The organism is Streptomyces sp. NBC_01439 (assembly GCF_036227605.1).
Classification (GTDB): Bacteria; Actinomycetota; Actinomycetes; order Streptomycetales; family Streptomycetaceae; genus Streptomyces.
Genome location: NZ_CP109487.1, coordinates 2,591,120 through 2,614,235 on the forward strand (window position 1 = coordinate 2,591,120; position 23,116 = coordinate 2,614,235).

The following is a 23,116-nucleotide window of genomic DNA, read 5'->3' on the forward strand; positions in this document are numbered from 1 at the left end:
CACGCCTTCCGCTGTGCCCTACAGCGGCCACTCGGGCATCCGTCCGGCGTGGTAGCGCTGGTTCCTCGGCGCCCCGTACTCGAACTGGCTCGCCACCGGGAAGTAGCTCGGGAGGAAGGCGGCCAGGATCGCGTCCTGCTCCTCCTCCGGTACGTCGCCGTCGTGGTAGTCGTTCAGACAGAAGACGTCGTGCGGGCGGGCCGTCATCAGGCGGGTGAGCCGGGTGCGGTGCTCGGTCAGGCCGACGTTGACGAATCCGCACGCGATGCGGCCCGGAATGCTCCGGCTCGTCTGGTAGGCGAAGTAGTGGTGCAGCGACGACGCGACGGACACGTCGCTGTGGGAGCGCAGCCGGCTGGCGGCGGTCTGGGCCATGACCTCGGGGTAGGTCTGGTGCAGGTCGGCCATGACGCTGCGGCGCATCGGGTACGGCGCGTGCAGGAAGCCGTGCGTCAGGGCCTGGCCGAAGGATCCGGCGATCAGTGCGCGGTTGTTCTTGGCCGCGCTGATGTTGAAGTCGTCGTCCTGGCGGGTGGGGAGCATCGGGATGGCGGTCGGCGACAGGAAGTGCTTCGCCTGCCCGTTGCCCTCGAAGAAGAGGTTGGGCAGCACGGTGCGGCCCATGAAGAAGTCGTCGTTGAAGTAGAGGAAGTGCTCGGCGAGGCCCTCGATGTTGTGGAGCTGGCTCTCGATGGCGTGCGAGTTGAAGGTCGGCAGCGCGCCGCGGTTGCCGAAGATCTCCGTGTGGTCGACGACGCGCACCCGGTGGTGGTTGGTGTCGAGCCAGGCCGGCACCTGCCGGTCGGTGACGATGTAGATGTTCCGGATCCACGGCGCGTACATGTCGATCGAGCGCAGCGAGTAGCGCAGCTCGTCGCGGCTGCGGAAGCGCGCGGCGCTGGCGGCGGCGTCGACCGTCTCCAGGCCGAGCCCGGACAGCACCTGGTTCTTGCGCTCCAGCCAGTTGACGTCCGAGCCGTCGACCCACGTGTAGACGGCGTCGATGGGGAAGTTGACGTCGGCGTGCAGGGGCTGCGCGAAGGGCGCGATGGTCGGGTAGGTGCGTCCGGCGAGGACCGTGGGGACCCGGCTCATGGAGTACTGGGAGATCCGGTCGCCGATGAGGGTGCGGGCGGGGGTCCGCACGAACTCCTCTTCCTCGGGGTCGGTCTCCCAGAAGGAGATGGTGCAGCCGTACACGGCGCCCATGCGCAGGGTGCGCGAGGTGGTGACGACGCTCTGGTAGACGCGGACACCGGTGCACGGCAGCGCCAGGTGGTCTTCGCACAGTCCGGCGAGGACGGTGGTGATGGCGTCCTGGCGCTCGTTGAGGAACGCCGCGTAGACGGCTTCCTGCCCGTACGCCGCGGCCAGCGCCTTCAGCACGCCCTCGCGGTAGGAGGCGTGGACGGCGATGGTCTTGCGCACCATCGTGTCGCGGGTGAGGAGGTACGGGACCCCGGCCGCCTCCAGGGCGTCGGCGGCCAGCGCCAGGTTCGCCTGCACGACGTCGAACGGGGACTCGGAGTCGGTGACCCGGCAGAGCTGACCGCCGTCGCGGACGAGCTCGCGCCGGCGCTTGGCGACCTGCTGCTCCAGCTGGCGCTGGTTGCCCGAGCGCGACTGGCTGGCCGGGGCGGGGGCGGCGGCGGTCGCCGCGCCGGTGAGTCCGCTGTGGACGGCGTGCAGGGCGAGGCGGTCGGCCTTGACGGCGTCGCGGCGGCCGCTCTCGCGGTGGCCCGCCAGTTCCTTGAAGAGCTTCTCCCACTGCGACGTGATCTGCGGCGGGTCGAACCGGTGGATCGTGTGCGCGGCCTCGGCGCCCATCCGGTGGCGCAGCTGCTGGTCCTCGATGAGGCGGTTGAGCTGCAGGGCGAGGGCCTCGACGTCACCGTGCGGGACGAGGATGCCCGAGCGGCCGTCCAGGATGATCTCGCTGGGCCCGTTGGGGCAGTCGTAGGAGAGCACGGGCACGCCCGCGGCCTGCGCCTCCATGAGGACGAGCGGGAAGGCCTCGTTGCGGGAGGTCATCAGCGCGATGCTGGCCTTGGCCCACTCCTCGGCGAGGTGCGGGGTGTTGCCGTTGAGCTGGATGCTGTCGTGCAGGCCGAGCTGGTTGATCTGGCGGCGCAGCACTCCGGAGAGCGGGCCGTCGCCGAAGACGCGCAGGATCCAGTCGGGGTGGCGGGGGGCGATCTGCGCCCAGGCGTTGATCGCGTGGTCGAGCTGCTTCTCGCCGACGAGCCGCCCGGCGGTGACGACGGTTCGGGTCTCCAGGGTGGAGCGCGGCCGGAACCCGGTGGGCAGGGCGTTGGGGATGACCTCGATCCGCGGCGCGCTGGCTCCGAGGGTCTCGGCGAACCAGTCACGGGTGCGGCCGCTGAGCACGGCCAGGGCGTCGAGCCGCGCCGAGTACTTCAGCAGCGGCTCGCCGCTGGTGCCGCGCAGCTCGGAGACGCGGTGCTCCTGGTGCACGGTGATGACCCGGCTGGGGGCGAGCTGGACCGCCAGCGCCATCAGGGCCGGAGTGGTCGTGATGAGGATGTCGGTGTCGGTGTGCTGGAGCGCGAGTTCGAGCTCGATGTCCGACAGCCGGTTGAACGCGGCCTCCCAGGCCCGGTCGACCAGGCTGCTGGACTGCTTGGAGAGGACGGCGTACGCGTCGTCGCCCAGCTCGACCCCGCGTACCGGGCGGGGTACGGGACCGGTCTGGTCGATGAGGTAGTCGACCCGGACCCGCTCGTCGAGCGGGAAGAACAGCTCGGGCTGGCTGCGGAAGATGCTGAGGACCCGTACGTCGTGGCGCGACGCCAGCTCGGCGGCCTGGTTGAAGACAGCTCGTTCGGTGCCTCCCACGGCGTCGGCAGTGGTCAGCAGAAAAGTGATCTTCATCAGGCTCTCCGCCCGGCTTCGGGCATACGGCTGCAGGTGACCCGGAGGTTGCCCGCGGGGGTGTAACGGGGATGGACGATCATGGGCGCGAGGCCGCGCGGGGCGACGACGGCCTTGTTGATGGTGAACACGCGCATCGGGTTGCGGACGTCGTGCAGCCGGCGGCCGATGCGCAGGGTGCGCGACCCCTTCGAGGCGACGGCCACGTCCCAGTGGTCCGTGGCACGCGCGGGCGGCATCTCCTCCAGCGGTACGACGACCCGCCAGGCCCCGCCGGGCAGTGCCTCCAGCGGTCGCTGGATGCGGCGGCGGGAGGCGGTGAACTCGGCCCAGGGGTCCTCGAGCCGCGCGCCGAGCATCCGGAAGTCGAGGACCATCGAGGAGTGCGAGAGGTCGATGCGCATGACCTCGGCCAGCGGCTTGGGGTTCGAGGTGACCACCGTCAGGCTGCCGGCGACGGTACGGCCGAGGCGGTGGCGCAGGCCGTCGACGGGCGAGGCGTTCATCGGCTTGGTCGGTCCGGCGTAGGGCACGGGCGGCTCGACCAGCAGCAGCTTGTACTTGCGGGTCTTGCGGCCGTCCTGGACGAGCAGCGTGGTCTTCCAGCGGCCGCTGGTGACGGGCAGGCCGCCGGGGCCGGCCCCGAGGAGCACGGCGGCGTCCATCAGAAGCCGGTCCTCGCGGTCCTCGTAGAGCCGCACCGTCGTCCGGTAGGTGCGCCGGCCGTGCTTCAGCTCCAGCTCGGCGGATTCGCCGAGCGGGGCCGAGTCGGGCAGCTCGGCGTGCAGGTTCATGGTGTGCCCGTCGAGGACCTGCGCGTACTGCAGCACGGCGGCCCGGCCGATGCGCCGGGGCAGGAACACGTGCACCATCAGCCAGGAGCGGATGACGACGAGGCGCGGGGCCAGGGCGGCCACGAACGTCTCGCGCGAACGCAGTAGCCTCTTGAGGAAATTCTTCATCGGTAGTGCGTGCTTCCCAGCTCGGCGGTGCGCCGGGTGGGGGTCCCCACGGCGTCCGGCAGCTCGTAGGGGCTCGGTACGGGGAAATACGAGTCGAGGAACCGCTCGACCATGCGCGCCTGGGCGTCCTTGTCCTTGGGCGCAACGGTGTCGTTGATGCAGAAGGTGTCGAAGTCCCGGCGGGCCACGAGCCGGTCGAGGCGCTGCTGCGCCCCGTTGTGGCCGATGTCGATGTACACGTACCGCAGGTCGCCGATCGTGGCGCGGGCCGAGTGGTACGAGTAGTAGTGGTGCAGCGAGGAGGCGATCGGCACGTCGTGCGGGGAGCGGAAGCGCGAGTGCTGGGTGACCCAGTGGGAGCGCGCGTAGACGTGCTCGATCTCGGAGAGGACGCTGCGCCGCAGCGAGTGCGGGGTGTGCTTCATCTTCTGGGAGATGAAGGTGCCGAACTGCTTGGCGATCAGGCCGCGGCTGTTCTTGCCGGCCGCGTTGACGGGCAGGTCCTCGGGGCTGACTCCGCCCGGCGGGATCAGGGCCTTGGACATGAAGAACTTCGACAGCCCGTTGGAGTGGAAGAAGTGCCCCGGGCGCACCGGGCGGCCGAAGAACACGTCGTCGTTCAGGTAGAGGAAGTGCTCCGAAAGGTCCGGTATGTGATGCAGCTGGCTCTCGATGGCGTGCGAGTTGAACGTCGGCAGCGCGGCCGGGTCGGAGAAGATCTCGCGGTGGTCGACGACCCGCAGACCGGGGTACTCGGTGTTGAGCCAGCCCGGCGCCTGGCCGGCGGTGACGAGGAAGATCTGGCGGATCCACGGCGCGTACTGGTGGATGGAGCGCAGCGAGTAGCGGAGCTCGTCGCGGCTGGTGAAGCGCGCATCGTTGGCCGCCTGCTCGTGCAGCGGGGCGGTCGTCCGTCCGGAGGTGATGCCGCGGCGGGCGGCGTCCTTGCCTGCGCGCCACACCGGGTCGGAGTCGTCCACCCAGGTGTAGACGACGTCGATCGGGAAGAGGTGGTCGGAGGGCAGCGGGGCGGTGAACTCGGCAAGGGTGCGTGCCTCGCCGCTCCAGTAGGGGGCGGGCACCGGGCTGAAGAGCTGCTGCGGCGCCCAGGTGCGGGGGCCGTCCGCCGGGACCTCGGTGACCACGCTGTTGGGCCGGGGCGCGACGAGACGGCCGTCGGACTCGTCCCAGAATTCCAGGTCGACGCCGGAGTCCTGGCCGAAGACCAGGTTCCCCGTCGGGTCGCAGACGATCCAGAACAGCCGCAGGACGTCGCGCGAGCGGTTGCGGCGCCAGGTCTTGGCGGCGGAGCCCGGGCGGTGGTGACCGCCGGAGGCGTCGGCGACGTAGCCGGGGTTGATCCCGAAGGAGTACTCGAGGACGTCCTCGACCTCGTCGCGCTGGCTCGCGGGCACGGCGACGCAGGGATTGGGCTTGCCGGTGCCGCGGACGCAGAAGTGGTCGATGCCGGCTTCTTCGAGCACGCCGACGAGCAGGTGGAGGTTGCGGGCCTGCGCGGCCCATTCGGTGGCGCCGGCGACGACCATCGCGTGTACGTGCTTGCCCTGGACGCGGACGACGCGCAGGGAGGCGTCGTCGGCCTTGCCGGCACGGTCCGCACTGCCCCCCATGGCGCGCACGACGACGGCCGAGCGGGCCGAGTCGACGAGGGTCATGCTCTTCATCACGCCGGTGCGCATGGGCTTGGGTACCGAGCGCACGATGCGCCTGCGGGCCTGAACAGGAACCAGCGAGCGGTAGCCCGCCACGAGATTACTGGCCTCTGGGTTGCTCACCACGTATCCGCATCCGTCCACATCGCAAGTGGCCATATCCGACCGGTCGCTCCGGACTCGGTATGCCGCGCCGCGAACCTCCCCCGTTCCACGCCCCCCCCGGACGCCTATCGGATCTTCACACTTGAGGCCACGCGTTGTCCATCTGCCGTCCGTCGCCCGGACACGTCAACAGGCCCACATTCGGGACATGTTCAAGCTTTCGCAAACACCTTGTGAACAAGCTCACAAGATCCTTTCGATGAGTTTCGGCCACCCGAAGCCCGATAGGTGGAGATTTTGCGGATTTACAACTGAATCGCAGGATTCATCACGAGGCCCGGCTCGTCGCTCTGCCGCACGATCCGCAGCCGGCCGGCCTGGTCCACCGTGCCGATCACGACGCGGCCGTAGCCGTCGAGCGCCAGTGCGGGCGGGCAGACCGTGGTCTCGCCGGTGGCAGACCACCACACGCCCGCGCCCTCGTTCTCCGAGCCGCAGGCGGCCAGCATGACCTGGCCGTCGTACCCCCAGTGGGCGAGCACCGTGCAGTCGTACCCGTCGAGGACGGCGCGTACGGCCGCGAGCCGCCCCTCCGCGGGGGCCCCGCCGAGGGGGATGATCCAGTCGCCGATGCGGTGGGCGAGGATGCCGCCGGTCTCGGCGTCGGTCCAGTAGTAGGTGACCCGGCCCGGCGAGGTCTCCAGCGCCACGGGGCTGCCCGCGGCGGGGGCGACGCGGATGTTCGGGCGGCGCTCGACGTCACCGTCCGGCACGGACTGCGTCCAGTGCATGGTGCGGCCGTTGTCCGCCGGGGCCAGCAGCTCGATGAGGCCCGTGGACGCGGTCACCGCGGCCAGGCCGTCGAGGCCCCGCTGGCCCTGGAGGTTCTTCCACGACTCCCAGGCCCCGCGACGGCCCTCCCGGCGCATCGACACTCCGCCGCCGGCGTGCCGGACGAACAGGTACACCGCCCCGGACGCCGAGACCGTGCCGGCCGGCGGGCCCGCCATCGCGGCGCGCGCCGGGTCCTTGGACGGGCTGCCGAGCGCACGCCAGTCGGTGAGCGGGCGGCCCGTCTGGAACTGGGTCGCCTGGACGAAGTCGACCACCGGCGTCCCGTCGGCGCCGTGCGCGGTACGGCGGCCCAGCAGGTGCAGGTAGCGGTCGGCGCCCTGGACCACCGTCACGTGGCTGAGCTCGGGAGTCTCCACGAAGTCGGGGCCGGTCCACTTCGGTCCGCCCGGAGCCTCTTCCGTCCACCGCAGCAGACCGCCGCGGGTACGGACGAAGGCCGTGAGCCGCCCGTCCTTGCCCAGGGCGAGCCAGCGCCCGTCGACGACGAATTCGCTCACCGTGCCGCGACCCTTCCCTAGACCTGCTTGACCGGCCCGGGGGGCCACCATCGAGGCGAATGATAGTGCGACAGGTGGACGTACGATTCAGGACATCAAGTCGCACACTCATCTCATTAACTGTCTATAATGCACGGCCAGCGCGGGCATCCCGGAGCGGCCTCTCCCGCGCCCGGACGTCGCGCCCGCCAACGCCCGTGCCGACCACCACCATTGAGGACTCAGAGGATGAGCCAGGACGTCATGACACCGGGCCGCGAGACTCCCCGCGGCCCCTCCGAGGGGCGCGGGCGCAAGCGTGCCCGGACCCGCGGACAGCGCGTCAGGCGGGTCCTCCTGCTGACCCTCGCCGTCCTCGTCCTCGCGGTCGGCGGCACCGGCTGGTGGCTGTACAGCAGCCTCGACGGCAACATCTCCAGCGTCGACCTGGACAAGGCGATCGGTGACGACCGCCCGCAGAAGGTCGTCGCGAACGCCCAGAACATCCTGGTGCTCGGGTCCGACTCCCGGGCCGGGGCCAACGGCGACCTCGACCACGGCAACGTCAGCGGCGCCCGCTCGGACACCGCGATGCTGGTGCACATACCCGAGGGCCGGGCCAAGGCCACCGCGGTGAGCATCCCGCGCGACACCCTGATCACCCGGCCCGAGTGCAAGGACGGCGACGGCAAGACCGTGAAGTCCGCGAACCGGGTCATGTTCAACTCCGTCTACTCGCTCGCGGGCCCGGCCTGCGTGGTCAAGACCGTGGAGACGATGTCCGGGGTCCGCATCGACCACTTCGTTGAGGTGGACTTCGCCGGCTTCAAGGGTCTGGTCGACGCACTGGGCGGGGTCACCGTCACCCTCGACAAGCCGATGAGCGGCGCCAAGGGCGGCCTCAAGCTCGACGCCGGCGAGCACAAGCTCAACGGCACCGACTCCCTCAAGTTCGTCCGTACCCGCTACGGCTACGGCGACGGCAGCGACCTCGGGCGCATAGGCCTCCAGCAGCAGTTCATGATGGCGATGCTGTCCGAGATCAAGAAGCAGGACGCCTTCGGCAACCCGGCGCGGCTGTACAAGCTCGCCGACGCCGGGACCAAGTCGCTGACCACCGACTCCGAGCTCGCCTCGCTCACCGCGCTGTCCGACTTCGCGCGGAGCATGAAGGGCGTGGACCCGGAGACCATGGAGACGATCATGCTGCCGGTCGCCTACGACAAGGTGGACCCGAACCGCGTGATCACGGCGGAGCCGCAGGCGACCCAGCTGTGGGAAGCCCTCCGCAACGACCAGAAGATCCCGGCCTCGGCGAAGAAGTCCCCCGCCACGGGCTGACGGGCCACGCACACACGGAGCCGGCCGTACGGATGACCCGTACGGCCGGCTTCCGGCTTTCACGCCCTGGTACTTCGCGTCCTGGTGCTTCGCGTCCTAGAACTCCGCGTCCTGGCCGACCTTGTGCAGGCGGCTGTTGCGGTAGCCGTAGGCGAAGTAGACGATGACGCCGACGACCATCCAGATGCCGAAGCGGAGCCAGGTCTCGGCCGGCAGGTTGAGCATCAGCCAGAACGAGGCCGCGATCGACACGATCGGAATGAAGGGCACCCACGGGGTGCGGAAGGACCGGTGCAGGTCGGGGCGGGTCTTGCGCAGGACGATCACACCCAGCGCGACCACCACGAAGGCGAACAGGGTGCCGATGTTCACCAGTTCCGCGAGGGTCTCCAGGCTGGTGAAACCGGCGACGACCGCGATGATCCCACCGAGCAGCAGGGTCGCCCGGTAGGGGGTGCGGTACGTCGGGTGCGTCACGGAGAAGACGCGCGGCAGCAGTCCGTCACGGCTCATCGCGAAGAACACGCGGGTCTGACCGAGCAGCAGGATCATGCACACGGTGATCAGACCGACGGCCGCACCGAGGCTGATGGCGCCCGAGAAGAACGGCTGGTTCACCGATTTGAAGGCTTCGGCGAGCGGCGCGGTCGGGGACATCTCCGAGTACTTCTGCATGCCCGTGACCACCAGGGTCACGGCGACGTAGAGCACGGTGCAGATCAGCAGCGAACCGAGGATGCCGCGCGGCATGTCGCGCTGGGGGTTCTTGGTCTCCTCGGCCGCCGTCGCCACCACGTCGAAGCCGATGAAGGCGAAGAAGATGAGCGAGGCCGCCGTGAAGATGCCCATGACGCCGAAGTTCGTGGGCTCGTAGCCGAAGAGCAACTGGACCAGGGGCGAGTGCCAGCCGCTGACGCCCTCGGCCTGCGGCTGGGCCGGCGGGATGAACGGCGAGTAGTTGTCGGCCTTGATGAAGAACAGGCCCGCGACGATGACCAGCAGGACGACCGTCACCTTGATGGCGACGACGACCGCGGTGATGCGGGCCGAGAGCTTCGTCCCGACGACCAGGATCCACGTCAGCACGAGGACCAGCAGGAACGCCAGCAGGTCGAAGTGGCCGCCGGCATCGGGGCCGGACAGGGAGGTCGGCAGGGTCCAGCCGAGGTTGGTGTCCATGAGGTGGCGCACGTACCCGGACCAGCCGACCGCGACCACCGCCGTGCCGAGCGCGAACTCCAGCACCAGGTCCCAGCCGATGATCCAGGCGGGCAACTCACCGATCGAGGCGTACGAGAACGTGTACGCCGACCCGGCCACCGGGACGGTGGACGCGAACTCGGCGTAGCAGAGCGCCGCCAGGGCGCAGACGATGCCCGCGGCCACGAAGGCCAGGGCGGTGGCGGGACCGGCGTTGTTCCGGGCGGCGATGCCCGTGAGGACGAAGATGCCGGTGCCGATGATGACGCCCACACCGAAGACCGTGAGGTCCCAGGCGGAGAGCGACTTGCGGAGCGCGTGTTCCGGCTCCTCCGTGTCGCGGATGGACTGCTCCACCGTCTTGGTACGGAATGGGCTGTTCAGATCCTTGCTCACCGACGCCTCCGAGAGGTGACGACGCACGAACGGGCCGGGAGGCCCACTCTTCAAGAGTGATCTCCCGGCCCGTGACGTGCAACCGCGCGTCGATCTACGAACGGCGCGCGTGGCGAGATCCGGACTAGTCGACGGCGGCGGCCGGCTCGCTCTCGTAGCGGCCGTCCAGCTTCGCGACGAGGCCGGTGACCTGCCGGGCGATGTCCGGCGCGGTCAGGCCGATCTCGGCCATGATCTCCTTGCGCTGGGCGTGGTCGAGAAAGCGCTGCGGGATGCCGAAGTCGCGCAGCGGTACGTCGACGCCCGCGTCCCGCAGGGCCTGCGAGACGGCGGCGCCCACACCACCGGTACGGCCGTTGTCCTCGACGGTGACGACCACGCGGTGCCGGTCAGCGAGCGGGGCCAGGGCCTCGTCCACGGGCTTGACCCAGCGGGGGTCGACCACGGTCGTGGAGATGCCCTGCTTGTCCAGCAGATCGGCGATCTCCAGGCACATCGGGGCGAGCGCACCGACCGAGACGAGCAGTACGTCCGGCCGGGTGACCTCGGCGCCCGGGGCGCGCAGCACGTCCATGCCACCGATCTTGCCGACGGCCGGGACGGCCGGGCCGACGACGCCCTTGGAGAAGCGCACGACGGTCGGTGCGTCCTTGACCTCGACGGCCTCGCGGAGCTGCGCGCGCAGCTGCTCGGCGTCGCGCGGAGCGGCGAGCCGCAGGCCCGGGACGACCTGGAGGATGGACATGTCCCACATGCCGTTGTGGGAGGCGCCGTCGGTGCCGGTGATGCCGGCACGGTCCAGGACGAAGGTGACCCCGCACTTGTGCAGCGCGACGTCCATCAGGACCTGGTCGAAGGCGCGGTTGAGGAAGGTCGCGTACACCGCGAAGACCGGGTGGGCGCCGCCGGTGGCGAGGCCCGCCGCCGAGGTGGCGCCGTGCTGCTCGGCGATGCCGACGTCGTAGATACGGTCCGGGAAGGCGTCCGCGAACTTCTTCAGGCCGACCGGCTGGAGCATGGCGGCGGTGATGCCGACGATGTCCTTGCGCTCCTGGCCGAGCTTGACCATCTCGTCGGCGAAGACGGAGGTCCAGCTGGCGGCGTCGGTGCTGACCGGCAGGCCGGTGTCCGGGTGGATCACGCCGACCGCGTGGAAGCGGTCCGCCTCGTGCTCCAGGGCCGGGGTGTAGCCGCGGCCCTTCTGGGTGAGGCAGTGCACGATGACCGGGCCGCTGAAGCGCTTGGCGCGCTGCAGGGCGGACTCCAGGGCCTCGATGTCGTGGCCGTCGATGGGCCCGATGTACTTGAGCCCGAGGTCCTCGAACATGCCCTGCGGGGCGATGAAGTCCTTGAGGCCCTTCTTGGCGCCGTGCAGGGTCTCGAAGAGCGGCTTCCCGACGACCGGGGTGCGCTCCAGGATCTCCTTGCCGCGGGCCAGGAAGCGCTCGTAGCCGTCCGTGGTGCGCAGGGTCGCCAGGTGGTTCGCGAGGCCGCCGATGGTGGGGCCGTACGAGCGCTCGTTGTCGTTGACGACGATGACCAGCGGGCGGTCCTTGGCGGCGGCGATGTTGTTCAGCGCCTCCCAGGCCATGCCGCCGGTCAGCGCGCCGTCGCCGATGACGGCGGCGACGTGGTGGTCCTCGCGGCCCAGCACCTCGTTGGCCTTGGCGAGGCCGTCGGCCCAGCCGAGCACGGTGGAGGCGTGCGAGTTCTCGATCACGTCGTGCTCGGACTCGGCGCGCGAGGGGTAGCCGGACAGGCCTCCCTTGGAGCGCAGGTTGCCGAAGTCCTGGCGGCCCGTGAGCAGCTTGTGGACGTAGGCCTGGTGGCCGGTGTCGAAGAGGACCTTGTCCTTGGGCGATTCGAAGACCCGGTGCAGGGCGATCGTCAGTTCGACCACGCCGAGGTTGGGGCCGAGGTGCCCGCCGGTCTTGGAGACGGCGTCGACGAGGAAGGACCTGATCTCTGCCGCGAGCTGGTCGAGCTCCTCCTGGCTGAGCCGGTCCAGATCGCGCGGTCCCTTGATGCGGGTCAGCAGCACCCGTGCCTCCTTGCAGTTGCTTGCTGGTCTGTCGAGTCTAATGTTCCGTCCCCGGCCGCGGTCATCGGGCCGTCCCGGGGGCGTCACACCTTTGTCATACATGTACGCACGGCCTGACGGCCACACATCACATACGGGCGTATACCCGTACATGAGTACCCCGTACATGCACGCACGGATGCCCGGCGCCACGAGAAGTGGCGCCGGGCACTGTGACCGGTCTTACCGCCGGACGTCACTCCGGCGCGAGGTCGGGCGCGCGATCAGGCGCGTCCGGCCGTCTTCTGGGTCTTGCGCGTCACCGAGTCGATCACCACGGTAGCCAGCAGCACCGCGCCGGTGATCATGTACTGGATCGGCGTCGCGATGCCTTCCAGAGCCAGACCGTACTGGATCGAGACGATGACCATGACGCCGAGGAGGGCGTTCCAGGTCCGGCCCCGGCCACCGAAGAGGCTGGTGCCGCCGATGACGGCCGCCGCGATCACGTTCATCAGCAGGTCGCCGGCGCCGGCGCTCTGGTTGGCCGCCGCGATCTTGGAGGCCCAGAACAGGCCGCCGATCGCCGCGAAGGTGCTGGAGATCGCGAAGACCGTGATCCGGATCCGGGTCACGTTGATGCCCGCGCGGCGGGAGGCCTCGACGCTGCCACCCAGTGCGAAGACGTTGCGCCCGAAGGTCGTGCGGCGCAGCAGGAAGTCCGTGACGACCAGGGCCAGCAGGAAGAGCACCACCGCGAGCGGCAGGCCCTTGTACTGGTTGAACAGCACGGCGGGGCCGAAGGTGCACAGCGCGAGCAGGCCGGTGCGCAGCAGGATCTCGGCGAGCGGCCGGGAGGGCATCCCGGCGGCCTCGCGACGCCTCGCGTCGAGGAAGGCCGCGAGGAAGTAGCCGGCCACCGCGAGCGCGGCCAGCCCGTAGGCGACGGCCACGTCCGAGAAGAAGTACGTGGTCAGCTGGCCGACCACGCCGTCGGAGTCGATGTTGATCGTGCCGTTGCTGCCGAGGATCTGCAGCATCGCACCGAGCCAGAAGAGCAGGCCCGACAGGGTGACGGCGAAGGCCGGGGCGCCGACCTTGGCGAAGAAGAAGCCGTGGATGGAGCCGATCAGGGCGCCTCCGACGATGGCCGCGAGGATGGCCAGCCATTCGTTCACGCCGTGGGTGACGGCGAGGACGGCGACGATCGCACCCGAGACACCGCTGACCGAGCCGACCGAGAGGTCGATCTCGCCGAGCAGCAGCACGAAGATGATGCCGATGGCGATCATGCCGGTGCCGGTCATCGTGATCGCGATGTTGGTGAGGTTCTCCGGGGAGAGGAAGTTCGAGTTCAGCCCCTGGAAAATCGACCAGATCACGATCAGGCCGATGACGACCGGGAGGGAACCCAGGTCGCCGGCCTTCATCTTGCGCTTGAACTCGCCCCAGTAGCCGGCGAGCCCCTCCTCCCGCACGAGCAGGCGGGGGTCCACGGCCGGGATCGCGTCGTGCGCGGCCGCCGGGTTGACCGGGTCGATGTGCTCCTGCTGGTCGACGGAGCCCTTGTCCAGGGGGTTCTGGGTGCTCACTTGCCGGCCTCCGAGGTGCGGGCCGCCCGGCGGGTCACGGCGTTGTCCGTGGCACCGGTGATGGCGGAGATGATCTCTTCCTGCGAGGTGTCGGCGACGTTGAAGACACCGTTGTTGCGGCCCAGCCGCAGGACCGCCACCTTGTCGGCGACGGCCTTCACATCGGCCATGTTGTGGCTGATGAGGATGACGGCGTGGCCGCGCTCGCGCAGCCGCTCCACCAGGTCGAGGACCTGTGCGGTCTGCTCGACGCCGAGGGCGGCGGTGGGCTCGTCGAGGATGACGAGCTGGGGCTCGCCCAGCATGGAACGGGCGATGGCCACGGTCTGGCGCTGACCGCCGGAGAGTGACGCGATGGGGATCCGGACACTGGGGATCCGGATGGACAGGGTGGTCAGGAGCTCGCGGGCGCGCCGCTCCATCTCCACCTCGTCGAGGATGCCGAAGCTCTTGAGCTCTCGGCCGAGGAAGAGGTTGCCGACGACATCGATGTTGTCGCACAGCGCGAGGTCCTGGTAGACCGTCGCGATGCCCAGGTTCTGGGCGTCGTGGGGCTTGCCGATGGAGACCGGACGCCCTTCCCACTCGATGACACCTTCATCGATGGGGTGCACGCCGGCGATCGTCTTGACCAGCGTGGACTTTCCGGCGCCGTTGTCGCCGACGAGGGCGACCACTTCACCGGAGTGGATCTCGAGTTCTACGTCGGTCAGGGCCTGAACGGCGCCGAACCGCTTCGAGACCCCTCGCAACGCCAGCACGGGCGCAGCGGACACATGAACCATCTCCTTCGCCGCCTGACCGGCGGGGATGTCGTGCAGAAGAGCAGGAGCGGGATGAATGGGGGAACGTTTCTGCCCGGCGCCCCGCCGGGTGGCGGGGAGTAAGTGGCGGGGCGCCGGTCAGGCACGGGGGCCGCCTCGGGGAGGCGGCGGGGGCCGCTACTTCAGGCCGGCGGCGGCGCAGGCCGCCGCGTACTTGTCGGTGCAGATCTCGTCCACCGAATAGACGCCGTCCTTGACGACGGTGTCCTTGATGTTGGCCTTGGTGAGCGAGACGACCGGGATCAGGACGGCTGCGACGCCCTTGGTGGTCGGGCTGTCGACCGTGGACGTGGAGCCTTCGGCCTTCCCGCCCTTGGCGAGGGCGACGGCCATCTTCGCGGCGGCCTCGGCCTCGGGGGCGTACGGCTTGTAGACGCTCATGAACTGCTCGCCCGCGACGATCCGCTGCACACCGGCGAGTTCGGCGTCCTGACCGGTGACCGGCGGCAGGGGGGAGACGCCGGCGGCCTTGAGGGCGGTGATGATGCCGCCGGCCATGCCGTCGTTGGCGGAGTAGACGCCGATGACCTTGTCCTTGCCGAGCGCGGAGAGCGCGGCCGCCATGTTGGTGTTGGCGTTCTCCGGCTTCCACTCGACGGTGTCGTACTCCTTGCCGACGTTCACCTTGCCGTCGAGCACGGAGTGGGCACCGGACTTGAAGAGCTTGGCGTTCGGGTCGGTGACCGAGCCGTTCATCATGACGACCTGGCCGTCCTTGGCCTTGTCGCCCAGCGCCTCCAGCAGGGCCTTGCCCTGGACCTTGCCGACCTCTTCGTTGTCGAAGGAGGTGTACGCGTCGATCGGGCCCTCGGCCAGGCGGTCGTAAGCGACGACCGGGATGCCGGCGTCCTTGGCCTTCTTGACCGAGCCGGCGATGGCCTTGGAGTCCACCGCGTCGATGATCAGGACGTCCACCTTGTTGGTGATCATCGTGTCGACCTGGGAGTTCTGCGTGGTCGCGTCCTGCTTGGCGTTGGCGTAGACGACCTCGCCCTTGCCACCGGTGAGTTCGGCGATCTTCTTCTCGATCAGCGGCTTGTCGAACTTCTCGTAACGCGCGGTCTGGTTCTCCGGAAGGAGCAGACCGACCTTGATCGCATCGCCCTTGGCAGCGCCGGAAGACGCCTTCGTCGTGTCGCCGGCCTCCTTCGCACTGCCACAAGCGGCGAGCGAAACGGCCATGGCACCAGCGGCGACAGCTACGGCGGCTCTGCGCATACGCGTGTTCATTACTTGAACCTCCCTGACGAGGCCGCAGCGGCGCGGCCGAGGTGGATGTGAGTCAACCCCGGCCGCGTTTTGCCGTCAAGGAGTGAATTCTTAACGAGATGACAACGGTGCCATTCGTTATCTACCTGAAGGCAAGACGGCTGGAGCTCGCACTCCACTTCCATGGTCTGACAAAAGTGTCGAATCGCCCATCTCGCTGAGGACGAGCGCCAGCGCGCCGAGCACTTCGGCCCTCTCGCCGAGGTTCCCCGTCAGCACCGACAATTGCCGGGCCGCACTGGGGATCGCGTACCTTCCCACCGATTCGCGGATGGGGGCGAGGACGAGTTCGCCGGCTTCCGCCAGCGAGCCACCCAGCACCACCCGACTGGGGTTCAGCAGGTTGCACAGACTGGCCACCCCGCTGCCGACGTGCCGACCCACATCCGTGATCACCCGGCGACAGCCCGGGTCCCCCTCACGGGCCAGTTCGACCACCCTCTCCATCGTCAACTCGGGGCCGTGCGTGCCCTGGAGCAGCGGCAGTACGTACCGGGCGGCCGCGAAGGTCTCCAGGCAGCCGCGGTTGCCGCAGCGGCAGACCGGGCCCGATTCATCCAGGGTGATGTGCCCGATCTCGCCCGCCGTGCCGCCGGGTCCGCGGTAGATCTGGCCGTTGATCACGAGGCCCGCACCCACGCCGCTGGCCACCTTGATGTAGGCCAGGTCCTTCACTCCCCGGCCGCTCCCCCAAACGAGTTCGCCGAGGGCGCCGAGGTTCGCGTCGTTGTCCACGTACACGGGCACCCCGAGGCGCTGCGAGAGTTCCTGGCGGGGGTTGATGCCCGCCCAGCCCGGCAGGATCGCGGTCGAGCCCAGGGTCCCGGACTCCACGTCGATCGGGCCGGGCACGCCGAGTCCGACGCCGATGACCTTCTCCAGCCCCACGCCGATGTCCGCGATCAGCCGTCCGACCAGGGCCTCCGCCCGGTCGAAGCCGTCCGCCCAGGACGCATCGACGTCCAGCGGCTCGGCCTCCTCGGCCAGTACCTGGTGGGCCAGGTTCCCCACCGCCACCCGCAGGTGTGTGTGGCCGAAGTCGACACCGATGACGATGCCCGCGTCGCCGCTGAGCGAGACGCTGCGCGCCCGGCGACCGCCGGCCGAGGTGTCGGTGACCTCGACGGTCCCGCCGTCCTTCAGCTCCCGGACGATGTTGGAGACCGTGGCCGCCGACAGTCCGGTGGCGCGGGCGATCTCCGCCTGGGTCAGCGATCCCGCGAGCCGCACCGCCCGCACGACCCGTTCGAGATTCGCGCGGTGCAGCGACGACTGCGATCCGGGAGTCTGCACGACTCATCCACTCCTGCCCATTAGCGACGGCCAGCCGTCGCCCCCCGGCCGGGGCACGTCACGGCTTCACGCTCCGAGACCCGGCATCTCTCCAACTTGTGAACCTTAAGTCGAGCCTTTGCACATCCAGACGTCAAGAGGCTGACGCGGCATGAAACGGCCACTACTGACCTAAAAGGGGAGAGAAGCGGCCCCCTGGATCGTGTTACGGTCACTGGGACGCCGATCTTCTGTGGCCTTTCCGGCCGGATCGGGCGTTTCGTAATGACCGCGCTACACAAGGAGGTGTTCGGGATGAGTCCCGATCGAAGTCCTTGCAGCGCTCTCGTCGGTTGACCTTGTGACCGGCTGACCTTTCCCTGCGTACGCACGGCAGCGGTGGACCGCTGTCCCCGTGCGCGCTCGCGTTGCTGCGCGTTCCTTTCTTCCACACTCCCTTCCTTCCGCATGCCCTGCCAACTCCGCCGGGCGTGCGTCATCCGTGCTCGTCGGCGTGGACGCGGCCCCTCGGGGTCCCCGTGCGCCGACCCCTGATCACTCCACGTGACCGATCGGCTCCGCGCTGCCCGGACACCGTGGAGGGAGGTATTCGCCATGACCATGCTCACCCCCCGTACCCCGACCACGCTCGCACCGCCGGGCCCCACCCGTCGCGAGCGCAAGGCCGCCGAGCTCCAGGCCCGCACCCGGCTCGTCGGCGAGCGGCTGGCCGCGATCAGCGCCCGCTCGGGCGTCCAGGTCCTCCAGGAGGTGGACACCTCCCCGGCCGGCCTCACCCACGATGAGGCCGCGCTGCGCCTGGAGCGGCACGGCCCCAACACCGTCGCGCACGAGCGTGCCCCCCGCTGGCACCTCCAGCTGGCACGGGCCTACTGCAACCCCTTCATCGCCGTCCTGGTCTTCCTGGTGGCGGTCATGTACTGGCAGGACCCCGCGGACCCGGGCGTCGTCATCCTCTCCGTGATGGTGGGGATCAGCGGTCTGCTGCGGTTCTGGCAGGAGTTCCGCTCGGGCCGCGCCGCCGACGCGCTGAAGGAGCTCGTCACCACCACGTGCGCGGTGCAGCGCCGGGCCGGCAGCGGCTCCGCTCCCGCCACGTTCGAGGTGCCCATGGACCAGGTGGTCCCGGGCGACGTGGTCAAGCTGGCGGCCGGCGACCTGATCCCGGCCGACCTGCGCATAGTCACGGCCAAGGACCTCAATGTCAGCCAGGCCGCGCTGTCCGGCGAGTCCCTGCCGGTGGCCAAGGCCGACACCCGTGCACAGGACCTCGGCCAGCAGGAGACCACCGACCCCGTGGAGGCCGACAACCTGGCCCTGATGGGCACCTCGGTCACCTCCGGCACCGCCGTCGGGGTCGTGGTCGCCACCGGCGCCGACACCTACTTCGGTTCGATGGCCGGCTCGCTCGTCGGCGAGCGCCCGCAGACCAACTTCAACACCGGCGTGCGCCGGGTGAGCTTCCTGCTGATCCGCTTCATGCTGGTGATGGTCCCCGTCGTCTTCATGATCAACGGTTTCACCAAGGGCGACTGGGACGAGGCCTTCCTCTTCGGCATCGCCGTCGCCGTCGGGCTGACCCCCGAAATGCTGCCGATGGTCGTCTCCGCCAACCTGGCGCGCGGCGCGGTCGCCATGTCCCGGCGGAAGGTGGTCGTCAAGCGGCTGGGCGCGATCCAGAACCTGGGCGCGATGGACGTGCTCTGCACGGACAAGACCGGCACCCTCACCGAGGACCGGATCGTCCTGGACCGCTACCTGGACGTGCACGGAAACGAGGACGGCGAGGTCCTGGAGTACGGCTACCTCAACTCGCGCTTCCAGACCGGCCTGAAGAACCTGATGGACCAGGCGGTCATCGACCGCGTGGACGAGGCCGAGGAGGTTGTCGTCGACGCACGGTTCTCGATGGTCGACGAGATCCCCTTCGACTTCGCCCGGCGCCGGATGTCCGTGGTCCTGGACCGCAATTCCGTGGTCGGCGACTTCGGCCGCCACGAGCACATCATGATCACCAAGGGTGCCGTGGAGGAGGTCCTGGACCTCTGCACCCACATGAGGGACCGCGGTGCGGAGGTCGAGCTGACCGAACAGCTGCGGTGGCACGTCACCCGGATCGCCGAGGACAACAACCGGCGGGGCCTGCGGGTCCTCGCCGTCGCCACCCGCACGATGGACACCCCGCGCGAGACCTACTCGGTCGCGGACGAGGACGGGCTGACGCTGGTCGGCTTCCTCGCCTTCCTCGACCCGCCGAAGGCCGACGCCGCCCGGGCCCTGACGGGCCTGGCCGACAAGGGCATCGCGGTCAAGGTCGTCACCGGCGACAACGACCTCGTCGCCGCCCGGGTCTGCGCCGACGTCGGCATCGACGTCGGGCAGGTGGTGCTCGGCCCCGCGACCGACGCCCTCGACGACGCGGAACTGCGCCGGCTGGCCGCCCGTACGACGGTCTTCGCCAAGGTCAACCCGGTCCAGAAGGCCCGGATCGTCCGGGCCCTGCAGGCCGAGGGACACACCGTGGGGTTCCTCGGCGACGGCATCAACGACGCGGCCGCGCTGCGCGACGCCGATGTCGGCATCTCGGTGGACACTGCGGTGGACATCGCCAAGGAGTCGGCCGACATCATCCTGTTGGAGAAGGACCTGACCGTCCTGGAGCAGGGCGTCGTCCAGGGCCGGACCACCTTCGGCAACACGATCAAGTACATCAAGATGACCGCGTCGTCGAACTTCGGCAACGTCTTCTCGGTCCTGGTGGCGAGCGCCTTCATCCCCTTCCAGCCGATGCTCGCGATCATGCTGCTCGTCCAGAACCTGGTCTACGACATCGCGCAGCTGGCGACCCCTTGGGACCGGATGGACGAGGAGTACCTACGCAAGCCCCGCAACTGGGACGCCAAGGGCATCGGCCGCTTCGTGGTCACCATCGGCCCGATCAGCTCGATCTTCGACATCTCGATGTTCCTGATCATGTGGCACGTCTTCGCGGCGAACAGCGAGGCGAGCCAGTCCCTCTTCCAGTCCGGCTGGTTCATCGAGGGCCTGCTCTCGCAGACCCTGGTCGTCCACATGATCCGTACCCGGAAGATCCCCTTCATCCAGTCCCGCGCCTCCTGGCCGGTGATGGTGATGACCGCCCTCGCGGTGCTGACCGGGCTCTGGCTGCCCTTCTCGCCGCTGGCGCCCTCGCTGGGCTTCGTGGCCCTGCCGGCGAGCTACTTCCCGTGGCTGATCGGCGTACTGCTCGCGTACTGCACGCTCACCCAGCTCGTGAAGACCTGGTACGTCCGCCGGTTCGGCACCTGGCTGTAGGAGAGGGCGGAACGCGCAGAATTAATTGAACACGTTCAGCCCGGCTGGCACTATGGATCCAGGACGTCGCCAGCCGGGCGGACCGTGGGTCCGCCGTGCCACGAGGGGGGGTTGATCGTGCATCAGAAACGGTCGTACGCAGTCGTGCTGGTGGTCTCGACGCTGGTGGGACTCCTGGAGGTCGCACTCACCGTCGTGGTGGTCGTGCTGTACGTGCGGACGCAGCCGCCGCCGGACAGGGCCCCGGACTGGGTCGAGATCGGGGCGGACCTGGTCGCCACCGTGCCCCTCATCGGCTTCATCTCGTTCCTGCTGTCGCTGGTCTTCGTCCTGCCGGCGGTCGCGCTGGCCGACCTCCTCGGCCGATGGCTCGGCAGGCACGCGGCCTGGTGGTCGGCGCCGCTGATCGTGGCGGCCCTGCTGGCGCCCCCCGTCTTCGGCTACGCGGCGTACAACGACACGCAGACGCGGGCCACGCTGCTCTTCTGGGTCTCGGCCACGGCCTCGCTCTCGGCGGGCGCACTGATCGCCCTGCCCCGGGGCGACCGGCTGCTGGGGCGGGTGGCGCGGTGGGGCACGGGGGTGGTGGTGGGGACGGGGATGTTCGGCGCGCTCGGGCTGGCCGTCGGCCTGTTGCCCGCGTACGAGCCGCCGGCGATCGGACCGCAGACCATGGTCGGCCTCTGGAACGACCGCATGGGCCACGACCTGGTCTTCACCTCGGACGGCCGGGTCGCCGCCACCGGCGTCGGCAGGCGCTTCGCCTCCGACTACCCCAACGACCCGTCGCCGGGCTGCTGGGGCTCCGGGACCTGGGTCTACGAGGGCGGCCGGGACGTCCGGACGCAGAGGGTCCACATAGACATCCCGGGCTGCAACTGGCCCGCCTGGGAGGTCGGCGGCACCGCCGAGGACCCCCGGATCATCCAGCACATCGGCGGCCCGGGTTCCGGAGATCTCTACAGGCTGGACAAGGCCTCCGACAGCCCCGGGTTCGGGGGCGCTACTTCAGCGTCGCCGAGGTGAGGCCCGCCTGGATCTGACGCTGGAAGGAAAGGTAGACCACCAGCATCGGGACCATCGCGATGGTGGCGCCGGCGAACAGCACCGGCAGGTCCGTCTCGTAGCCCATCTGGTACTGGAGCTGGATGAGCCCCTGGGTGAGCATGTACCGCTCGGGGTCGGCGCTGCTCTGCGGCTGCATCAGCACGGCGGGCAGGATGTACTGGTTCCACTGGCCCAGGACGTTGAAGATCCCGACGCTGATCAGGCCGGGCTTGGCCATCGGCAGCATCACCTGGAAGAAGATCCGGGTGTCGGAGGCCCCGTCGATGACCGCCGCCTCGTGGATCGCGGTGGGCAGCGTCCGGAAGAAGGAGTGCATGAAGAAGACCGTGAAGGGCATCGAGTAGGCGACGTACACCAGGACCAGGCCCTGGTAGGTGTTCAGCATGTCGAAGCGCTTGACCATGAAGAAGAGCGGTACGAGCGCCAGGAACACGGGGAACATCGCCCCGCTGACGAAGAAGTAGTAGATGAGCCGGTTGCCCGTGAAGGGGTAGCGGGCCAGTACGTACGCGGCCATGGAGCCGAAGAGCATGGTCAGCGGGACCGAGAACACCAGCACGATGAGGGTGTTGGCGAAGTAGCCCCCGATGCCCTTCGTCCAGGCCCGCCCGAAGGCGTCGAAGTGCCAGTTGGAGGGCCAGCTCAGGGCCGAGCCGCCGATCTGCGCGTCGGTCTTGAAGGCGCCGAGCGCCAGCCAGAGCAGGGGCAGCACGATCATGATGGCCCAGACGACCAGGAAGCCGTGCGAGAAGACGTTGAGGGTCGTGCCCTCGGAACGGCGCCCCTCCCGCTTCCCCGGCCGTCCGGTGGCGCCGGACCGCTCCGGGGCCTGCTCGCCCGGAGCCTTGATCACTGTGGACGGTGTGGTCATCGTGGAACTCCCCTCAGAACTCGATGCGCTCGCGGCGGGTGGCGCGCAGCGTGATGACGGAGAGGATCATGGTCAGGGCGAGCATGACCACGCCCATGGCGCAGGCGTATCCGCTCTTGCCGAAGTAGAGGAAGTTGCGCATCAGCACGGTCGACATGACCTCGCTGTGGTGGTCGGGGCCGCCGCCGAACTGGCCCGAGGTCATGGTCGACACCAGCACGAACATGTCCATCGCGGCGATGCCCAGGTAGACCGCGGAGGTCTGCACGGAGTCCCACAGCAGGGGCAGGGTGACCTTGAAGAAGGTCTGGGCGCGCCCGGCGCCGTCGAGGAGCGCGGCCTCGTAGACGTCCTTGGGGACCGACTGCATCGCCGCGGAGAAGAGGACGAGGTAGAAGCCGACGCCGTGCCAGACGACGACGAGGAGCAGGCACCACAGGACGAGGTTCGGCTCGTTGAGCCATTCGACCGGGTGGTTCGCGTCGATCAGGCCGAGCCCGGTCAGGAAGCCATTGAGCAGGCCGCCCTCGTCGCTGCGGTAGATCGCGCCGAAGAGCACGGAGAGGATGGCGAGGGAGAGGACCTGCGGGAAGAAGTAGACGACCTTGTAGAAGCGCGAGCCGCCGACCCCCTGCACTCCGCCGGCCCCGCCGCGCCCGCCCGCGTTCACCATGAAAGCGAAGAAGAGGGCGAGGAGGATGGTGACGAGCGGGACGAACACCAGGAGCAGCAGGTTGTGCCAGAGCGCGCCGCGGAAGACCTCGTCCTTGAGCAGGGCCGCGTAGTTGTCCGTGCCGACGAAGTCGAACGTCGGTGACTGCCCGGTCCAGTTGGTGAAGGAGTAGCCGAACGTCTGCACGTACGGCCAGATGACGAAGGTCAGGTACAGTGCGAGGGGCGCGAAGAGGAAGCCGGCGATGAAACCGTACTTCCCTCTCCCCTGGGCTACGTGGCTCATGGTGTC

General features: G+C 69.2%; 15 protein-coding genes. 3 read left to right on the forward strand and 12 right to left on the reverse strand.

The window, feature by feature from the left end:
* Window positions 1–18: 18 nt before the first annotated feature.
* The 4 genes from OG207_RS11380 to OG207_RS11395 form a co-directional block, all read right to left on the reverse strand.
* Complete coding sequence (locus OG207_RS11380; protein WP_329098276.1) at window positions 19–2,892, reverse strand: stealth conserved region 3 domain-containing protein; 2,874 nt, start codon at window positions 2,890–2,892, stop codon at window positions 19–21.
* Window positions 2,892–3,854: a hypothetical protein gene (locus OG207_RS11385; RefSeq protein ID WP_329098278.1), complete on the reverse strand. Its 963-nt coding sequence runs from the start codon at window positions 3,852–3,854 to the stop codon at window positions 2,892–2,894. Before OG207_RS11385 ends, OG207_RS11380 begins: the two co-directional genes overlap by 1 nt.
* Window positions 3,851–5,554, reverse strand: a complete 1,704-nt coding sequence (locus tag OG207_RS11390) for a stealth family protein (protein WP_402694677.1) — start codon at window positions 5,552–5,554, stop codon at window positions 3,851–3,853. The genes OG207_RS11385 and OG207_RS11390 overlap by 4 nt, the downstream gene beginning before the upstream one ends.
* A 383-nt stretch (window positions 5,555–5,937) precedes the next feature.
* Window positions 5,938–6,984, reverse strand: coding sequence for a hypothetical protein (locus tag OG207_RS11395; protein ID WP_329098279.1), 1,047 nt, complete (start codon window positions 6,982–6,984; stop codon window positions 5,938–5,940).
* Between the two features lie 228 nt (window positions 6,985–7,212).
* On the opposite strand from OG207_RS11395, the gene OG207_RS11400 reads away from it, so the two are divergent.
* Window positions 7,213–8,304: an LCP family protein gene (locus tag OG207_RS11400; protein WP_402694635.1), complete on the forward strand. Its 1,092-nt coding sequence runs from the start codon at window positions 7,213–7,215 to the stop codon at window positions 8,302–8,304.
* Window positions 8,305–8,400: 96 nt separating this feature from the next.
* On the opposite strand, the gene OG207_RS11405 is transcribed toward OG207_RS11400, so the two are convergent.
* The 6 genes from OG207_RS11405 to OG207_RS11430 all read right to left on the reverse strand — a co-directional run bounded on the left by OG207_RS11405 (window position 8,401) and on the right by OG207_RS11430 (window position 16,898).
* Window positions 8,401–9,900 carry an amino acid permease gene (locus OG207_RS11405; protein WP_329098280.1) on the reverse strand — a complete coding sequence of 500 codons (1,500 nt, stop codon included), beginning with the start codon at window positions 9,898–9,900 and terminating at the stop codon, window positions 8,401–8,403.
* A gap of 124 nt (window positions 9,901–10,024) precedes the next feature.
* Complete coding sequence (gene dxs, locus OG207_RS11410) at window positions 10,025–11,941, reverse strand: 1-deoxy-D-xylulose-5-phosphate synthase (RefSeq protein ID WP_329098282.1); 1,917 nt, start codon at window positions 11,939–11,941, stop codon at window positions 10,025–10,027.
* Window positions 11,942–12,204: 263 nt separating this feature from the next.
* Complete coding sequence (locus OG207_RS11415) at window positions 12,205–13,494, reverse strand: sugar ABC transporter permease (RefSeq protein ID WP_402694678.1); 1,290 nt, start codon at window positions 13,492–13,494, stop codon at window positions 12,205–12,207.
* Between the two features lie 14 nt (window positions 13,495–13,508).
* The gene (locus OG207_RS11420) at window positions 13,509–14,297 is read right to left on the reverse strand and encodes an ATP-binding cassette domain-containing protein (protein ID WP_030008680.1); all 789 of its coding nucleotides are present in this window, start codon (window positions 14,295–14,297) and stop codon (window positions 13,509–13,511) included.
* 156 nt (window positions 14,298–14,453) lie between these two features.
* Window positions 14,454–15,566 (reverse strand): sugar ABC transporter substrate-binding protein, encoded by a 1,113-nt coding sequence (locus OG207_RS11425; protein WP_329098284.1) that lies wholly within the window; start codon window positions 15,564–15,566, stop codon window positions 14,454–14,456.
* Window positions 15,567–15,683: 117 nt separating this feature from the next.
* Window positions 15,684–16,898, reverse strand: coding sequence for an ROK family transcriptional regulator (locus OG207_RS11430; protein ID WP_329098286.1), 1,215 nt, complete (start codon window positions 16,896–16,898; stop codon window positions 15,684–15,686).
* A 594-nt stretch (window positions 16,899–17,492) separates the two neighbouring features.
* Here OG207_RS11430 and mgtA point away from each other — a divergent pair.
* Together mgtA and OG207_RS11440 are read left to right on the forward strand one after the other, a co-directional pair.
* Window positions 17,493–20,213, forward strand: a complete 2,721-nt coding sequence (gene mgtA, locus OG207_RS11435) for a magnesium-translocating P-type ATPase (protein ID WP_329098288.1) — start codon at window positions 17,493–17,495, stop codon at window positions 20,211–20,213.
* A gap of 117 nt (window positions 20,214–20,330) precedes the next feature.
* The gene (locus OG207_RS11440) at window positions 20,331–21,239 is read left to right on the forward strand and encodes a hypothetical protein (RefSeq protein WP_329098290.1); all 909 of its coding nucleotides are present in this window, start codon (window positions 20,331–20,333) and stop codon (window positions 21,237–21,239) included.
* Here the strand turns inward: OG207_RS11440 and OG207_RS11445 are convergent.
* Both OG207_RS11445 and OG207_RS11450 read right to left on the reverse strand, forming a co-directional pair.
* Complete coding sequence (locus OG207_RS11445) at window positions 21,217–22,152, reverse strand: carbohydrate ABC transporter permease (protein ID WP_329098292.1); 936 nt, start codon at window positions 22,150–22,152, stop codon at window positions 21,217–21,219. The genes OG207_RS11440 and OG207_RS11445 overlap by 23 nt on opposite strands.
* A 13-nt stretch (window positions 22,153–22,165) precedes the next feature.
* Entirely contained in the window at window positions 22,166–23,110 is a 945-nt protein-coding gene (locus tag OG207_RS11450) for a carbohydrate ABC transporter permease (RefSeq protein WP_329098293.1), read from the reverse strand.
* Window positions 23,111–23,116: the final 6 nt, after the last annotated feature.

What these genes read in the sequence shown, in the direction of transcription:
- OG207_RS11380 (WP_329098276.1), bottom strand. Translation starts at nt 2,892, where the DNA reads ATGAAGATCACTTTTCTGCTGACCACTGCCGACGCCGTGGGAGGCACC.
- OG207_RS11450 (WP_329098293.1), bottom strand. Translation starts at nt 23,110, where the DNA reads ATGAGCCACGTAGCCCAGGGGAGAGGGAAGTACGGTTTCATCGCCGGC.
- mgtA (WP_329098288.1), top strand. Translation starts at nt 17,493, where the DNA reads ATGACCATGCTCACCCCCCGTACCCCGACCACGCTCGCACCGCCGGGC.
- OG207_RS11400 (WP_402694635.1), top strand. Translation starts at nt 7,213, where the DNA reads ATGAGCCAGGACGTCATGACACCGGGCCGCGAGACTCCCCGCGGCCCC.
- OG207_RS11445 (WP_329098292.1), bottom strand. Translation starts at nt 22,152, where the DNA reads ATGACCACACCGTCCACAGTGATCAAGGCTCCGGGCGAGCAGGCCCCG.
- OG207_RS11390 (WP_402694677.1), bottom strand. Translation starts at nt 5,554, where the DNA reads ATGCGCACCGGCGTGATGAAGAGCATGACCCTCGTCGACTCGGCCCGC.
- OG207_RS11385 (WP_329098278.1), bottom strand. Translation starts at nt 3,854, where the DNA reads ATGAAGAATTTCCTCAAGAGGCTACTGCGTTCGCGCGAGACGTTCGTG.
- OG207_RS11420 (WP_030008680.1), bottom strand. Translation starts at nt 14,297, where the DNA reads ATGGTTCATGTGTCCGCTGCGCCCGTGCTGGCGTTGCGAGGGGTCTCG.
- OG207_RS11425 (WP_329098284.1), bottom strand. Translation starts at nt 15,566, where the DNA reads ATGAACACGCGTATGCGCAGAGCCGCCGTAGCTGTCGCCGCTGGTGCC.